Consider the following 14,782-nt stretch of genomic DNA (forward strand, 5'->3'; position numbering starts at 1 on the left):
GGGCGGGACAAGCCGACTCGCCTTGCCGTCAATGCTTCAGCGCTGCGATGTCTTCTGCGAATTCCACCATTGGACGAATTGCGAGAACAGGGCCTCGCGCCGCTCCGGGGAACTGTTCTCGATCGGCCCCTTGGTCTTCAGGAAGCGGTCGAAGGCGACGCGCATCTCGCTTGTCGCGCTCTTCTCGGCCAGCGCCCATTTGTCGAGCCATTCCTGCGCCGGGCGGAAGCGTTTCCAGCCGGGGACGTTGGCGGCCAGATTGATCTCTTTCCACTTGGGATGGCGGCCGGGGCCGTTGAACTTATCGATATTGGTGAACAGCTCGTTGACGAAGGTGGCGACGCGCCGGTAGCGTTCGGTCTCGGGCGGCCAGTTATAGACGACGAGCAGCATGGCGCCTGCGATGGTCGGCACCGGCTTGTCGGCGGGAATCAGCTCGGGATAGTGCTCGTTCTTGAGCAGAGCCGGCGAATAGAGCTGGATCAGCTTGGCGAAATCGTCCGGCGACAGCGTCTCGGCGTCGAGCGGCAGGAAATGCAGGCCGTCGGCGGCCTTGAAGCCGGTGAAGGCGTTGTGCGGCGCGCCGGCGAAACGAATGGCGGCGGCGATCTCGCCGGTCTTCAGCTTGGCATTGGCCTCCGACTGGTCGAGATAGACGGGCTCGATATTGATCTTCAGCAGGCCGAAGATTTTCTCGCAGACGATCTGAGTCGAGCTGCCCTTCTTGAAACAATTGACCTTCTTGCCTTCCAGATCGCGCAGGCTGTTAAATTCGTTGCGCGCGAGGAGCTGCAATTCCGAATTGGCGAGCTTGGCGATGTAGTGCAGCCGGTTCTCGACATTGGCGAAAACCGCCGGGTCCTTCTTCTTGGCGATGTCGAGGTCGCTCTGCTCGAGGATGCCCATGTCGACACCCTTCAGCAGCAGCGTGTCGAGCGCGTTGGCGCCGCCGCCCCGGCCCAGGATCGGCAGCACGCGCAGGCCGCCGGGCGTGCCCTGCTGGTCGAGCACATTCTGCATGTCCTCGGCGAAGATGGTGTAGGGGCTCGCGGTGCCGGAGGCCATGATCGTGACGACGTTCTCATTCACCTCGCGCTTGCGGTCCTCATAGGCCGAGGGCGCTGGCTGCTGCTGGGCGAAGGCCTGCTGCTGCAAGGACAAGGAGGTAGTCGCCGTGAGCGCAAAGACGGCGCCACGCAATACTCTATTCAGCCAATTCATGGGGAGTTCCTCGCTCGAAACCTTAAAGGATTAGTTTAATTTGTTCGAAATGAGGCAGAATTCGTGCGGTGAAAGCAGGTTAAATTGCGTTATTTCTAGCAATGCGCCGCACGCGCGCAGGCTAACAGATTGCTCCGGCGCGGATTTTTCGAAGTATTTCTGTATGAATTCAATATATTCGCGGAAAAGGGCGCGAAATTGGCGGGAGTACCATTCGTAAAACTACGAATACGGGATATTCTGGATAGACAATGCTTAACGGCAAGATGTCGAGAGGCGCGACCGCAGCAGTGCCGGGATCTGCGATGGCGTGTCCGCGACGGAGACGCCGGACGCCTCCAGCGTGGCGCGCTTTCCGGCGTAGCTGCCCGCATGGCCGGTGACGATGGCGCCGGCGTGCCCCATCTTCTTGCCCGGCGGCGAGACCCGTCCGGCGATGAAGGCGACGACCGGCTTACTCATGCGCGCGGCATAGTCCGCCGCCGCTTCCTCCATGCCGCCGCCGATCTCACCGACCAGCACCACGGCCTCGGTGGCCGAGTCGGCGTCGAGTTCGGCGAGCGCTTCGCGCGTGGTGGTGCCGATCATCGGGTCGCCGCCGATGCCGATGAAAGCGGATTGGCCGAGCCCCGCTCGGGTGAGGTTGAGGCAGATCAGCGTGCCCAGGCTCCCGCTGCGGGACAGGACGCCGATGCGGCCCGGCTGGAAGATGTTGGGGTTATGCCCCGGCATGATGCCGACGAAGCCCGCACCGGGCGTCACGATGCCGGCGGTGTTCGGGCCGACGATGCGCGTGGCCGAAGCCGCCGCCGCTTCGCGGATGGCGAGCACGTCCTGCGCCGGGATGTGCTCGGTCAGGATGACGAGGCCGGCGGCCCGCGCCGCGATGGCGTCGAGCGCGGCATCGCGCGCCCCGGCAGGCGGTACGAACATGACGGCGATGTCGAACGGCGCCCGCGCCATCGCCTCCTGCGCCGAGGCGAAGACGGGCAGGCCGAGATGCGTCTCGCCCGCGCGCTTCGGATTGACCCCGCCGACGATGACCGTGCCGCACTCGGCCATCTTGCCGGTCCAGAAGCTGCCCTGCTTGCCGGTGATGCCCTGCACGAGCACGCGCTGGCCCTTGCGGTAGATCATCGCGCGGCCTCGATGGCGGCTTGGATGGCGTCCTCCATCAGGTCGTAAGGTTCGAGGCCGAGCCGGTCGCGGACGATGCGCACAGCCTCGTCCTCGCCGGTGCCGTGGATCGAGAAGAAGACCGGGATGTCCGGCTTGAGCTTTTGCCAGGCGGCGGTGACGCCGTCGGCCATCACGTCGGTGCGGGCGAAGGCGCCGCAGAAATTGACGACGAGGCTTTTGATCCGCGGATGCGCCAGCACGAGGCCGAGGGCGATCTCCGCCTTGGTGTAAGCCTCGCCGCCGATTTCGAGGAAATTGGCCGGGCGTCCGCCGAGATGGGCGATCACGTCCATGGTGGTCATGGTCAGCCCGGCGCCGTTGGCGAGCAGGCCGATATCGCCGTCGAGCTCGATGAATTTCAGCCCGGCGGCCTGTCCGCGCCGTTCGAGGGCGGTGAGATTTTCCGGCGCGGCGAGGGCGGCGAGCTGCGGCTGGCGCTCGGCGGAGGCGTCGTCGATGATGAGCTTGCAGTCGAGTGCGGCGATGGAGCCGTCCGCCAGCAAAGCGAGCGGGTTGATCTCGATGAGTTCGGCGTCGGTGTCGCGATAGGCGCGGTAGAGCTTGGTCAGCGCATCGGCGATGGCGGCGCGGGCCGGGCCGAGATCGAGGCCGCCGAGCATGGCGTCCGCCGCCGCTTGCGTCAGCCCTTGCGACAGCGGGACATGCAGCCGGCGCAGCGCGCCGGGGTGGGCGGCGGCGACCTCCTCGATGTCCATGCCGCCTTCGGCGGAGAACAGGACCAGCGGCCGGGCGGCGGGGAAATCGGTCATGATGGCGGCGTAGAATTCGCGTGCCACCTCCGCCCGCGCTTCGAGCAGGACGCTGTCCACGCGGTGGCCGTCGATCTCCATGCCGAGGCTCGCGGCTGCGGCGTCGGCGGCCTGCTCCGGGCTGTCGGCCTTGCGAATGCCGCCGGCCTTGCCGCGCTTGCCGGCCGGCACTTGCGCCTTGACCATGCAGGGGCCGATTTCGGCAAATGCGGTGCGCGCCTCCTCCGCCGAAGCGCACAGCACCGAGCGCGGAACCGCGATGCCCGCAGGCGCCAGCACATGCGCCTTGGCGATGTGTTCGAGGAAATTCAGCGCTCATCCTCCTTTTGGCCGATGAGCCGCCAATGCGGTCCGAACAGCTCCGCCTCGGACGGCCTGTCCTCCGGGATGCGGGTAACCAGATGGGTGATGTTGAGGAAATGCTTCAGGCTCAGATTCTCCGAAATTGTGTTCTTCTGCCAGGAGCCGCAGCCCATGCTGAGCGTGAACGGCAGCCCGCCGTCGAAGCCGCCGCCATTGCCGAAGGTGTGCGCGAAATTCACCAGCACGCGGACCACATCAAGATCCTCCGCCAGCTCCCGCGCGTGGTCCTCTTTGCGGGTGTGGATGCCGACGGAATGGCCCTTGCCCTGAAACTCGAGGATGGCGCGCAGCTTGGCCTTGGCGGCCTGGAAGTCGGGCACGCGGTAAACCGTCAGCAACAGCGACAGTTTTTCACCCGACAACGGGAAATCGCGGCCGACGCCGCTCTCCTCGACCATGAAGAATTTCGCCTCACTCGCCTCGGGCGGCAGGCCGAAGGCTTCAGCCAGCAGCGATGCGGGCTTGGCGATCAGGTGGCGGTTGAGCTTGCCGTTCTGCCAGAGCGTCCGCTGCACCGCCTGCTTCCCGGCCGGCGAGCAGAGATAGCCGCCCGCGTCCTTCAGCGCCGCGATGGCCGCCTCATAAACGCTGTCGACGATGACGACCGCATTTTCCGACGAGCACGACGTCGCATTGTCGAAGATCTTCGAGGCGCAGATCTTCCGCGCCGCGTCGGCCAGATCGGCGCTCGCGTCGATCATGACGGGCACATTGCCGACGCCCACGCCGATGGCCGGCGTCCCGCTCGCCATGGCGCGGCGGACATTGTCCTGGCTGCCGGTGACGACGACCAGATCGGCGGCCTGCATCAGCGCCTCGGTGAGCTCCTTCGTGACGGGCTGCGGGATCACCTGCACCAGATCGGCAGGCAATCCCACAGCCCGAAGCTCATCTCGCATGAATTCGACGGCCCGCGCCGTCGTCTTATAGCCGAGCGGCGAGGGCGCGACGATCACCGCATTGCGGGCCTTCAGCGCCATCATCGCCTTGTTGACGGGCGTCGCGCCGGGATTGGTCGATGGCGTCACGGCGGCGATCACGCCCATCGGCTTGGCATATTTGACGATGCCCTTCGCCGGGTCCGCCTCGATGATCCCGACCGATTTCTGCCTAAGCAGATCACGCAGCGTGCCGAAGGTCTTGCGCTGCTTCTTGACGATCTTGTCCGCGACATTGCCGAGCCCTGTATCTGCGACGGCGAGTTCCGCCAGCTCGCGCGCATGGGCCGGATCGTAGAGCGACCATGCCAGCGCCCGCACTGCGTCGTCCGCCCGCTCCTGGCTCGCCGTGCCGAACGGCCCCTGCGCCGCCCGCGCCCGCTGCATCAATTCGGCGATGATCCCGGCGACTGAACTCATGGCGAGCCTTGCGAATGCGGTGTTTCCTCGAAATCGTGCGGCCATAGCCAGTGCCGCAGCGCGCCGAGCAGCGGCAGCACCAGCGCGAGGCATGTCAGCGCCATCAGCGTGCCGGAGATCGGCCGGGTGAAGAACACGGTCCAGTCATTGCCGAAGCTGATCATGGTGTTGAGGAAGGATTCCTCCGCCAGCGGCCCGAGGATGACGCCGAGCACCAAAGGCGCGATGGGGAATCTTAGCCGGTCGAAGAGATAGCCGACGAGGCCGAAGGCGATCATCAGCCAGAGATCGACGACGCTGGAGCGGATCGAAAAGGCGCCGATGAAGCAGAACACCATGACGAAGGACGAGACCACCGCTTCGGGAAAATCCAGGATGCGCACCAGCGGGCGGATGGCGAAATAGCCGAGTACGCACATAATGAAAATGCCGAGGAAGACCGAGGCGAAAATCGCGTAGATCAGCTCGCCCGAATGCAGGAGCACCTGCGGGCCCGGCTGGATGCCCTTCAGCATGAAGGCGCCGAGAATGACCGCTGTCGCGCCGCTGCCGGGAATGCCGATGGCGAAAAGCGGGATCATCGCCCCGCCGACCGAGGCCGTCGCCGCGCTTTGCGGTGCGACGATGCCTTCCGGGATGCCGGTGCCGAGCTGCGCCTTGCGCCGCCCGACCTGCCCCTCGACGCCGTAGCTGACGAAGGAAGCGACCGTCGCGCCCGCGCCCGGGATGATGCCGATGATATTGCCGAGCAGCGTGCTGCGGATGAAGGTCCATTTGATCGCGGCGAACTGGCGCCAGGACGGCAGCTCGGTGCGCGCGGTCGCGGTCTGCGTCACCGGCGCGCCCGCATAGCCGCGCTCCAGCCGCGCCAGCACCTCGCCGACGCCATAGGCGCCGACCATCACCACCAGGAATTCGATGCCGTCTTCCAGGATCGGCAGGCCGAAGGTGAAGCGGCTGGTGCCATAGGTCGTATCGGTGCCGACGGTCGCGATGACGAGGCCGAGGCAAAGGCTGATCAGCGCGTTCGCCAGCGAGGATTGGGCGAGCGCGACGACCGAGGCGAGGCCGAACAGGATCACCGCGAAATATTCGGGCGAGGAGAATTTGAGCGCCACTTCCGCAAGCGGCTCGGTCAGGGCGACCATGATGATGGCCGAAATGATGCCGCCGCCGCCCGCCGCGATCAGCGTCCAGCCCAGCGCTTCCGCCGGCTGTCCCGCGCGCGCCATCTTGTAGCCGTCCCAAAGGAGCGGCACGTCGATGGGCTCGCCGGGGATGCCGAACAGGATCGCGGTGAACGCGCCGCCATAGGTGCCTGCGACATACATCGCCGTCAGCAGGATGATGCCGGAGGCGACGTCCATCTGGTAGGTGAAGGGCAGCACCAGGATCACGCCCATCACCAGCGTCAGCCCCGGCAGCACGCCGACCAGCATCCCGAGCGCGATGCCGATCATCAGCATCGACAGGTTGAAGGGCTGCAGGCAGACCAAAAGGCCGTGACCGAGCTGAAGCAGCGTATCCACAAAACCTCCCAAGGATGGCGCGCCGGGGCGGGCCTTGCCGGATCAGAACAGTCCGAGAAACAGGTCGGTCAGATGGCTGAAGGGGGGAATGCCGCGCGGCAGCGAGACATAGACCACCTTCTGGAACAGGATGACGATCAGCCCGGCGCCGAGCGCGCTCGACAGCCAGATGGTGCGATGCGCGCGCAAATGCCCGGCATAGCTGAACAGCACCATGAAGGCGAAGGTCGCGATGAGGAATCCGAGCACGGTGACCAGCGCGCCATAGGCGAGGGTCAGCGTCACGCCGGCGGCGAGCAGGAGGGACGAGCGCGGCGCCGCGCCGTCCTCGGCGGCAAAACCTTCGGTCAGCCCCGGCTCGTCATCGCGCCCGGTTAGGACGAGGCGCACCCCCTGGACGAGGCAGATCGCCATCATCGCGCCGAGCGCGAGGCGCGGCCAGAAATCGGGACCGATATTGTCGCCGCGCGGCGTGAAGCGGAATTGCCCGGCGAGATAGAAGAACCAGGCCGCGATCGCGAACAGGATCGCGTAAGGGAGCGCCATCGACAGTCGCTGCGAGAACATGGGTCACCTCCCTTACGCGGGAACGCCAGGCCGGAAGGCGCGGGGCTCAGCTTCCGGTCGCCGCCTTCTTCATGTCGTCGAGTTGCCGGGCGAGGAATCCGGCACTCTTGTCGGCCGGCATGAAGCTGTCCGGATCGGCATAGCTGTCCTCGAGGAATTTCTTGTATTCCGGGTTCTCGGCGACCTTGGTCAGCGCGTCGGAGAGCGTCTTGATCTCGGCGGCCGGCGTGTCGGAGCGCACCACGATCGAGCGGAATTGCGGCAGCGACACCGTATAGCCGAGCTCGGCCGAAGCGGGCACGTCCTTGAAGCCGTCGAGGCGCTTGTCGCCGAAGATCAGGATCGGGCGCATTTCGCCGCTCTTCAGGAATTGCGCGACATCGCCCGGCTGTTCGTAGAGGGCATCGGCATGGCCGCCGAGGATCGAGACATAGCGCTCATTCGGCTTGGAGAACGGCACCTGCACGACCTTCACCCCGCCCTTGACCTCGAGATGTTTCAGCGTGAAGTCGTCGACGCTGCCGAAGCCGACCGTCGCGACCTTCAGCTTACCGGGGTTGTCCTTGGCGGCCTTCTCGAAATCGGCCCAGGTCTTATAGGGGCTGTCCTTGGCGACCAGGATCGCGGAGGGCTGCTGGATCATCACCGCGAGCGGCTTCAGATCCTCCACCTTCCAGCGCGGGTCCGGTCCGGCCAGCAGCGCGTGGGTGTCGGCGATATAGATGGCGGCGGAATAGCCATCGGCGGGCGCGGCGATCAGCTTGGCCATGCCGGTCGCCCCGGTCGCGCCGGGTACGTTGATGACCGGCACGCCCTGCCCGATGACCGGCTCGACGAGCTTGGCCGTCAGCCGCGCGAGCTGATCGGCGCCGCCGCCGGGCCCGAACGGCACGATGAGCTCGATCGGCCGGGAGGGATATTTGTCCTGCGCCACCGCGGGTGCGCCCGCCAACGCTGCCGCGGCGAGCAGTGCGCCTCCCCATGCGATTGCCGTTCTCGGGTGACGAAACATGATCCAGACTCCTCCAAACCGATTGGGATTGGCGTTCCGAGCCCCGACGGGGCGCTTGAGAAAACGCGAGGACAAGCTCTGCTGAGCGCGCCGGCGGCAATGCTGCTGCTTCTGGAATCAGTTGTCCACCCGGATTCGTGGAGTATCAGCATATACACGGACAGGGTATGTATACGCGCCACAGCGGTCCGCAAGCGAAAATTAGCTTAGTTTGCTCACCGTTGCCCGAATAGGCTGAGCTCGCGCGGAGGGGAATCGGCAGATGAGCTTTCAGAGTGTTCATCCAAAATATTTCTCGTTTCTGGATATACGTATTTTACGCAGGTTTTAGTGAAATATGTTGTAAAACAACTCAATAGTCATGCGGCCCGGATTGCCGCTCCTGACGATGCATAGCTGTGAGAAAGCTCACGCAGACGTGAATGGGACGGCGGTTCCGGACTTATTCATCTTAATGGATGTAATCTGAAAACCCGCAAGGAGGCAAAATCGATCGGAGCATTGGACCATGCCGCATGACACCCCGCTGATTTCCACCATCGTCGTGGGGTTCGTTCTGGCATTCGTTCTCGGAGCCGCCGCGCACCGGCTGAAGCTGCCGCCGCTGGTCGGCTATCTGGTCGCCGGCGTGCTGTGCGGTCCCTACACGCCCGGCTTCGTCGCCGATCAGAGCCTTGCGCCGCAGCTCGCCGAGATCGGCGTCATCCTTTTGATGTTCGGCGTCGGGCTGCATTTCTCGCTAAAGGACCTGCTCAATGTGCGCGGCATCGCCGTGCCCGGCGCCATCGCGCAGATCAGCCTCGCGACCTTGATGGGCTGGGCGCTCGGCATGGCGATGGGCTGGTCGCATGGCGGCAGCGTGGTGTTCGGGCTGGCGCTGTCGGTCGCCTCGACCGTGGTGCTGCTGAAGGCGCTGCAGGACCGGCGGCTCGTCGAGACCGAGCGCGGGCGGATCGCGGTCGGCTGGCTGATCGTCGAAGACCTCGCCATGGTGCTGGCGCTCGTAATCATCCCGGCGGTCGCCAGCATCGCCAATGGCAACGGCGCCGCCCAGGCGTCCGGCGCGCCGGTCAATGCGGTGCTCGGCTTCGATCTCGGCATCGCCGGCGTCCTCGCCTTCACCGTGCTGAAAGTGGCGGCCTTCGTGGCGCTGATGCTGCTGGTCGGGCGCAAATTCATTCCCTGGGTTTTGCACCGCATCGCCAATATGGGCTCGCGCGAGCTGTTCCGGCTCGGCGTGCTGGCCATCGCGCTCGGCGTCGCCTTCGGGGCGGCGAAGCTGTTCGGCGTGTCGCTGGCGCTGGGGGCGTTTTTCGCCGGCATGATCCTGGCCGAAAGCGAGCTGAGCCAGCGCGCGGCGCAGGAGAGCCTGCCGCTGCGCGATGCGTTCGCGGTGCTGTTCTTCGTCTCGGTCGGCATGCTGTTCGACCCGGCGATCCTGTGGACTGAGCCGCTGCCGATGCTGGGCGTGCTGTTCATCATCCTGGCCGGCAAGTCGGTGGTGGCCTTCCTGATCGTGCTGGCCTTCGGCAAGTCGGTGTCGACGGCGCTGACCATTTCCGCGAGCCTCGCGCAGATCGGCGAATTCTCCTTCATCCTGGCCGAACTCGGCGTCGGGCTGAAATTGCTGCCGCCGGAGGGGCGCGACCTGATCCTGGGCGGGGCGATCCTGTCGATCATCCTGAACCCGCTGGTGTTCTATCTCTGTGACCGGATGCGGCCCGCGCTCGAGGCGGCGTTGGGCCGGTCGCCCGCGCCCGCCGCCGAGCCGGTCCGCCCCGCGCCCATCGAGCCCGCGCCGGATGTGGTAACGTCGAGCGCCGACGATACCGGCGAGCAGGAGGCCAAACCGACCCGGCTCAGCGGCCATGCCGTGCTGGTGGGCTTCGGCCGCGTCGGCGGAATCGTGGCGCGGAAGCTGAAGGCCGCGGGTGCGCCGTTCCTGGTGATCGAGGATGCCGATATGCGGGTCGCCTCGACGCGGGCGCTGGGCATCGAGGCGATCGCCGGCAACGCGGCCGAGACATCGGTTTTGGAGCTGGCCAATCTGCGCGGCGCGAAAAGCCTCATCATCGCCATTCCGGACGCCTTCGAGGCGGGGCGGATTACCGAGAGCGCGAGAGAGACCAATCCTGGCATCATGATCGTCGCCCGCGCCCATTCCGACGCCGAGGTCGACCACCTGACCAAGCTGGGCGCCGACAGCGTCATCATGGGCGAACGTGAGATCGCGCTGGCGCTCATCCAGTCGATGGTGGGAGCCGCGCCCGCGGCGGATTCGGCTTAGACGGGATCGTAAATTTAGGCTGCGGACGCGCGGATCGCGAGACGTATCTGGTAACCTCCGCCATCGCCGTGTCGTTTCCGCTTCGTTAACGGCGGTGGCCGCATCAAAAGCTTGGCATTGGCGGGAGAGCCTAGGCTTATGTTAGCCTTCGCGCTGCAACGCCTTTCGCTCTCTGGAGTCCCGATGACCGAGCCGCCAATTTCCCGGGGGTTCCGCTCCCGCAAGCCGCAGACCGAGCAGCGCGACCGCGTTCCGCCCGGCCAGTACCTCACCACCGATTTCCCGGTGCTGTCGGCCGGGCCGACGCCGTCGATCAGCGTCGACAATTGGAGCTTTGCGCTCCAGCTCGGCGGTTCGCTGCTGGCGAAATGGAACTGGACCGAGTTCCAGGCGCTGCCGCAGACCGACCTCAAGACCGACATCCACTGCGTCACCAAATGGTCCAAGCTCGACACGCAGTGGCGCGGCGTCAGCTTCGACACCCTGCTCGAAGCCGCCGGGCTCAGCGAAGCGCCGACCGAATACACCATGCTGCATTGCGACGGCGGCTATACCACCAATGTCCCGGTCGCCGATCTGAAAGACGGGATGGGCATGGTCGCCACGCAATATGACGGCCTGCCGCTGGCGCCCTCGCATGGCGGACCGGCGCGGATGCTGGTTCCGCATCTCTATTTCTGGAAAAGCGCCAAATGGGTGCGCCGCCTCCGCTTCATCGAGAAGGACGAGGCCGGCTTTTGGGAATCGCTCGGCTATCACATTTACGGCGATCCGTGGCGCGAGCAGCGCTATACCGGTGACTGAGGCGCAGCCCGTCGCGGGCGTGCCGCGCCGCTTGCTCTGGAGCCGCGCGGAGGTCGTCAGCCTCAGGGACGACACGCCGCGCGTCCGCAGCCTGACGCTGGCGGTCGCTGATTGGCCCGGCCATCTCGCGGGCCAGCATGTCGATGTCCGTTTGACCGCCGAGGACGGCTACCAGGCGCAGCGCAGCTATTCCATCGCCTCGCCGCCCGAAGCGCCCCTGCTGGAGCTGACCGTCGAGACCATCAGCGACGGCGAGGTGTCGCCCTATCTCACCGGCGAACTCCGCCCCGGCGACATTTTTGAGCTGCGCGGCCCCATCGGCGGCTATTTCGTCTGGTCGGAGCGGCAGCCCGGCCCGCTGGTGCTGATCGGCGGCGGCTCGGGCGTCGTGCCGCTGATGGCGATGCTGCGCCACCGCGCCATCGCCGGTCCCACGCAGCCGGCGCTGCTCGTCTATTCCTCGCGCAATTGGGACGAGATCATCTATCGCGACGAACTTGAGCGGCTGGCGGCAGCCGATCCGAGTTTGCGCATCGTCCACACGCTGACGCGTGCGCAGCCCCAGGGCTGGCAAGGCTTCCGGCGGCGCGTCGACAAGGCGATGCTGGAGGAATTGGGCGTGCCGGCGCTGGCCTCGCCGAACCTCTTCATCTGCGGTCCCACGCCGATGGTCGAGACGGCCGCGCAGGCGTCGGTCGAGCTCGGCATCGACGCCGCACGCATCAAGACCGAGCGTTTCGGCCCGTCAGGAGGATAGGATGAGCGAGAGTGATCTTCAGCCGCTCGACGGCAATGCCGCCGCCGGTCTGCTCGGCGAAATGTTCTGGCGCGACATGACCACCGCCACCGGCATCTGCGCCGGCTGTGGCAGCGAAGGCCCGTTCGCCGAGGCCCGGCTGTTCGCCAGCGCGATGGGCTCCGTCCTGCGCTGCCCTCATTGCGATAATGTTTTGCTCCGCGCCGCCCGTACGCCGCGCGGCGTCTGGCTCGACATGCAGGGCTTCCGCAGCCTGACCTTCACGCCGACCCCGGACGCCAACTGAACGAGGCCGCATATGAAACCGGTATATCGACGCGCGCTGATCGTCGGCGCGGGCGATGGGCTCAGCGCCTCCGTGGCGCGGCTCTTTGCCAAGTCAGGGCTCAAAATCGGCGTCGCCGCCCGCAATACGGACAAGCTGAAAGCGCTTGCCGCCGAGACCGGCGCCGCCGTGCACGCCTGCGACGCGACCCGGTCGGATCAGGTCGAGGCACTGTTCGCGGCGATGGACGGCGCGCTCGGCGGATCGCCGGATGTGGTGGTGTACAACGCCTCCGGCCGCACGCGCGGACCGCTGATCGAGCTGGAGCCCGCCGCCGTCGCCAACACGATCGCGGTCTCGGCCTATGGCGGCTTCCTGGTGGCGCAGGCTTTCGCCAAGCGCGCGCTGCCCAACCGACACGGCGCGATCCTGTTCACCGGCGCCTCGGCGAGCGTGAAGGGCTATCCGAACTCAGCGCCCTTCGCGATGGGCAAATTCGCGCTGCGGGGCCTCGCGCAGAGCCTTGCCCGCGAATTGCAGCCGCAAGGCATCCACGTCGCCCATTTCGTCATCGACGGCGGCATCCGCAATCCGGGTCGGACGGAGCCAGCCGACGCCCCGGATTCGCTGCTCGACCCCGATGCGATCGCGGAGAGCTATCTGCATGTCCTGCAGCAAGACCGGAGCGCCTGGAGCTGGGAGATCGAACTGCGGCCCTGGGTGGAAAGGTTTTAGAGCGGGATCATTCTGATGGAGCAACACGCAGCCGGTTGCCGCAGCCCAACCCTCGCCAAGGCGAGAGGGTGAGCACGCGAAGTTTGCCGATCAGGGGTTGCGGACTCACCGCTAGAGCCCGGTGAGATTAGGTCGACCCAGTTTTCGAGATCCCCGGGAAGGCGGAGATCCAGTAGTCATAAACCCGAAATTTGGCCGCAAGAGGCGAGGCCTGCTCGCCAATTCCCTTGCCGCAGCGTTCGCGGATCGGCCATTGGGTCCCAATCACCGCTTCGCGGTGCCCGGGACGACAGTCGGCGCCGCGAGGCCGCGCGTGACCTCCTCCGGCAGCAGGACGGGCTGGGCGTGCGGCGTCGTGTGGAAGGCCTCGTCCCAGGCGTCGGTCAGCATGTGCAGCACATCGTCCGAGGCGACTCCATGCGCGACCAGCATCCGCTCCAGGGTCAGCACCCAATTGCGCCAATAGGCCGTGGCCTCGGAGATGCCCGGCGCCCGCTCATTGGCGCGGGCGATTTCGGCGAAACACTGCGTCCATTCCTTCCAGCCGAACATGCCGCGCTCCGAAAGATGCACGGCGAGCGCAAAAGCCTTCGCCTGCCATGGCTCCTCGAACGGGCGCTCGGGTTCTGGCTCAGACCGGCTCAAGATGCGGCTCCCACAGATTGATCGTCACGCTATGCCCGGCCTCGGCGCCGGGCCCCCAAAGCTCGCGGGCGGCGAAGCGCACGGCGTAAAGCGGCTCGGCAGGCGCGTCCTTGCGGTGCGCGCGGGCGTCGGCGAAGACATGCGGGCCGTGATAGAGCACGATCTCGCCGACATGGCCGCGCGCGTAGCGGGGCAGCCGCGTATGCGTCGGCGGATGCGCGTTTATCGTTCGCACGCGGTCGCCCGGCTGGAAGCGCGGCGGGCGGTCCAGATCCCTCGCACTCGGCGATCCGCGCGCCAGCACCGCCGCGACCTCAGGCCCGGTGAGCGCGGGGGTCTCGCGGGCGGCATTTGCATCAGCCCGCCCCTCGCGCAGCTCGTCCCGCGTCACGAAGCCATGCCGCAGCAGCAGCGTCACCAGGCCGGCCGTCCAGCGCTCATAATAACTGAGATTGACCATATCCGCCGGCGGCAGCGTTTCCCGCGCGTGCCGCGATTCATCGATCGACCAGCGGCCCCAATTGCCCATCGCCACGGTCATCGCGAGCGCCCGCTTGTACCATTCGGCGTGGAAAACCGGTCGCTCCGGCTCCGGGATGACCGGCCCGAAGCCGTGCATGCCGCCGAGATCGTGCAGCCCGTTCATGCCGCCACCGCCTTCGGCAATCCCATGCCGACCATCGAGTCGCGCGTCACCAGCGCGGCAAGTTCCTCGACGCCCAGATGCTCGGTGCCGGCGGGACGCTCGGGGATGACGATATAGCGGATTTCGGAGGTCGAATCCCAGACCCGGATTTCGGTGTCGGCGGGCAGGGTGACGCCGAAATCGGCCAGAACGCCGCGCGGATCGATCACCGCCCGCGAGCGGTAGGCGGCGGATTTATACCAGGTCGGCGGCAGGCCGAGCACCGGCCAGGGATAGCAACTGCACAGGGTGCAGACGATGAGATTGTGGACGCCTGGCGCGTTCTCGACCGCGACGATGTGCTCGCCGCCTCGCCCGCTATAGCCAAGCTCGGCGATGGCGGCGGTGGAATCGGCGCGCAGCCTTTCGCGGTAGTCCGGGTCGGTCCAGGCGCGCGCCACCACCTGCGCACCATTGCGCGGGCCGATGCGGTTTTCGTAGCTGTCGACGATGGCATCGAGCGCGGCCGGGTCGATCAATCCCTTCTCGACCAGCAGCGTCTCGATGGCGCGGACCTTCAGATCCGGCTCGGACGGCAGTCCGTGCGCGTCGTGCTCGTGGTCATGATGGTGATGCGCGCCATGCGGCTCGTCATGTGCCATGGC

Annotated in this window: 15 protein-coding genes; 5 read left to right on the forward strand and 10 right to left on the reverse strand. The window is 66.3% G+C overall.

The genetic code is table 11. The annotated features are described in order from the left end of the window. Nucleotides 1–36: 36 nt before the first annotated feature. The 7 genes from BLEFHOIH_RS23915 to BLEFHOIH_RS23945 form a co-directional block, all read right to left on the reverse strand. Nucleotides 37–1,221 (reverse strand): TAXI family TRAP transporter solute-binding subunit, encoded by a 1,185-nt coding sequence (locus tag BLEFHOIH_RS23915; RefSeq protein ID WP_088348570.1) that lies wholly within the window; start codon nt 1,219–1,221, stop codon nt 37–39. Nucleotides 1,222–1,476: 255 nt separating this feature from the next. After that, nucleotides 1,477–2,358 (reverse strand): CoA-binding protein, encoded by an 882-nt coding sequence (locus BLEFHOIH_RS23920; RefSeq protein ID WP_088348571.1) that lies wholly within the window; start codon nt 2,356–2,358, stop codon nt 1,477–1,479. Continuing rightward, on the reverse strand, nt 2,355–3,482 hold the full coding sequence (locus BLEFHOIH_RS23925; RefSeq protein ID WP_088348572.1) for an ATP-grasp domain-containing protein: 1,128 nt from the start codon (nt 3,480–3,482) through the stop codon (nt 2,355–2,357). Before BLEFHOIH_RS23925 ends, BLEFHOIH_RS23920 begins: the two co-directional genes overlap by 4 nt. Next, nucleotides 3,479–4,891: an aldehyde dehydrogenase family protein gene (locus tag BLEFHOIH_RS23930; RefSeq protein ID WP_245297172.1), complete on the reverse strand. Its 1,413-nt coding sequence runs from the start codon at nt 4,889–4,891 to the stop codon at nt 3,479–3,481. The genes BLEFHOIH_RS23925 and BLEFHOIH_RS23930 overlap by 4 nt, the downstream gene beginning before the upstream one ends. Further along, nucleotides 4,888–6,420 carry a tripartite tricarboxylate transporter permease gene (locus BLEFHOIH_RS23935; protein ID WP_245297173.1) on the reverse strand — a complete coding sequence of 511 codons (1,533 nt, stop codon included), beginning with the start codon at nt 6,418–6,420 and terminating at the stop codon, nt 4,888–4,890. Before BLEFHOIH_RS23935 ends, BLEFHOIH_RS23930 begins: the two co-directional genes overlap by 4 nt. A gap of 42 nt (nt 6,421–6,462) precedes the next feature. Then, nucleotides 6,463–6,987: a tripartite tricarboxylate transporter TctB family protein gene (locus tag BLEFHOIH_RS23940; RefSeq protein WP_088348573.1), complete on the reverse strand. Its 525-nt coding sequence runs from the start codon at nt 6,985–6,987 to the stop codon at nt 6,463–6,465. Between the two features lie 46 nt (nt 6,988–7,033). Then, nucleotides 7,034–7,999, reverse strand: a complete 966-nt coding sequence (locus tag BLEFHOIH_RS23945) for a tripartite tricarboxylate transporter substrate binding protein (protein WP_088348574.1) — start codon at nt 7,997–7,999, stop codon at nt 7,034–7,036. Nucleotides 8,000–8,507: 508 nt separating this feature from the next. Here BLEFHOIH_RS23945 and ybaL point away from each other — a divergent pair. From ybaL to BLEFHOIH_RS23970, 5 genes are all read left to right on the forward strand, one after another. Then, a complete protein-coding gene (gene ybaL, locus BLEFHOIH_RS23950) occupies nt 8,508–10,286 on the forward strand; it encodes a YbaL family putative K(+) efflux transporter (protein WP_088348575.1) in 1,779 nt (592 codons plus the stop codon). A gap of 183 nt (nt 10,287–10,469) precedes the next feature. Continuing rightward, on the forward strand, nt 10,470–11,090 hold the full coding sequence (locus tag BLEFHOIH_RS23955) for a molybdopterin-dependent oxidoreductase (protein ID WP_088348576.1): 621 nt from the start codon (nt 10,470–10,472) through the stop codon (nt 11,088–11,090). After that, entirely contained in the window at nt 11,083–11,847 is a 765-nt protein-coding gene (locus tag BLEFHOIH_RS23960; RefSeq protein WP_245297174.1) for a ferredoxin reductase, read from the forward strand. The genes BLEFHOIH_RS23955 and BLEFHOIH_RS23960 overlap by 8 nt, the downstream gene beginning before the upstream one ends. 1 nt (nt 11,848) lies before the next feature. Further along, nucleotides 11,849–12,133 carry a DUF6510 family protein gene (locus BLEFHOIH_RS23965; RefSeq protein WP_088348577.1) on the forward strand — a complete coding sequence of 95 codons (285 nt, stop codon included), beginning with the start codon at nt 11,849–11,851 and terminating at the stop codon, nt 12,131–12,133. A gap of 12 nt (nt 12,134–12,145) precedes the next feature. After that, nucleotides 12,146–12,847: an SDR family NAD(P)-dependent oxidoreductase gene (locus tag BLEFHOIH_RS23970; protein ID WP_088348578.1), complete on the forward strand. Its 702-nt coding sequence runs from the start codon at nt 12,146–12,148 to the stop codon at nt 12,845–12,847. A gap of 264 nt (nt 12,848–13,111) precedes the next feature. Here the strand turns inward: BLEFHOIH_RS23970 and BLEFHOIH_RS23975 are convergent, their stop codons facing one another. Genes BLEFHOIH_RS23975 through nthA form a run of 3 tightly spaced genes read right to left on the reverse strand, consistent with a single transcriptional unit; the run spans nt 13,112 to nt 14,779 of the window. Continuing rightward, nucleotides 13,112–13,492, reverse strand: coding sequence for a nitrile hydratase accessory protein (locus BLEFHOIH_RS23975; protein ID WP_170937353.1), 381 nt, complete (start codon nt 13,490–13,492; stop codon nt 13,112–13,114). After that, nucleotides 13,479–14,138, reverse strand: coding sequence for a nitrile hydratase subunit beta (gene nthB / locus BLEFHOIH_RS23980; RefSeq protein WP_088348580.1), 660 nt, complete (start codon nt 14,136–14,138; stop codon nt 13,479–13,481). The genes BLEFHOIH_RS23975 and nthB overlap by 14 nt, the downstream gene beginning before the upstream one ends. Further along, a complete protein-coding gene (nthA, locus tag BLEFHOIH_RS23985) occupies nt 14,135–14,779 on the reverse strand; it encodes a nitrile hydratase subunit alpha (protein ID WP_088348581.1) in 645 nt (214 codons plus the stop codon). The genes nthB and nthA overlap by 4 nt, the downstream gene beginning before the upstream one ends. Nucleotides 14,780–14,782 lie beyond the last annotated feature (3 nt).

The organism is Rhodomicrobium sp. R_RK_3 (assembly GCF_002198715.1).
Classification (GTDB): domain Bacteria; phylum Pseudomonadota; class Alphaproteobacteria; order Rhizobiales; family Rhodomicrobiaceae; genus R-RK-3.

Bases quoted from the DNA above. Each gene is read 5' to 3' on its own strand.
- ybaL (WP_088348575.1), top strand. From the start codon at position 8,508: ATGCCGCATGACACCCCGCTGATTTCCACCATCGTCGTGGGGTTCGTT.
- nthA (WP_088348581.1), bottom strand. From the start codon at position 14,779: ATGGCACATGACGAGCCGCATGGCGCGCATCACCATCATGACCACGAG.
- BLEFHOIH_RS23930 (WP_245297172.1), bottom strand. From the start codon at position 4,891: ATGAGTTCAGTCGCCGGGATCATCGCCGAATTGATGCAGCGGGCGCGG.
- BLEFHOIH_RS23945 (WP_088348574.1), bottom strand. From the start codon at position 7,999: ATGTTTCGTCACCCGAGAACGGCAATCGCATGGGGAGGCGCACTGCTC.
- BLEFHOIH_RS23940 (WP_088348573.1), bottom strand. From the start codon at position 6,987: ATGTTCTCGCAGCGACTGTCGATGGCGCTCCCTTACGCGATCCTGTTC.
- BLEFHOIH_RS23955 (WP_088348576.1), top strand. From the start codon at position 10,470: ATGACCGAGCCGCCAATTTCCCGGGGGTTCCGCTCCCGCAAGCCGCAG.
- nthB (WP_088348580.1), bottom strand. From the start codon at position 14,138: ATGAACGGGCTGCACGATCTCGGCGGCATGCACGGCTTCGGGCCGGTC.
- BLEFHOIH_RS23920 (WP_088348571.1), bottom strand. From the start codon at position 2,358: ATGATCTACCGCAAGGGCCAGCGCGTGCTCGTGCAGGGCATCACCGGC.
- BLEFHOIH_RS23915 (WP_088348570.1), bottom strand. From the start codon at position 1,221: ATGAATTGGCTGAATAGAGTATTGCGTGGCGCCGTCTTTGCGCTCACG.
- BLEFHOIH_RS23965 (WP_088348577.1), top strand. From the start codon at position 11,849: ATGAGCGAGAGTGATCTTCAGCCGCTCGACGGCAATGCCGCCGCCGGT.
- BLEFHOIH_RS23970 (WP_088348578.1), top strand. From the start codon at position 12,146: ATGAAACCGGTATATCGACGCGCGCTGATCGTCGGCGCGGGCGATGGG.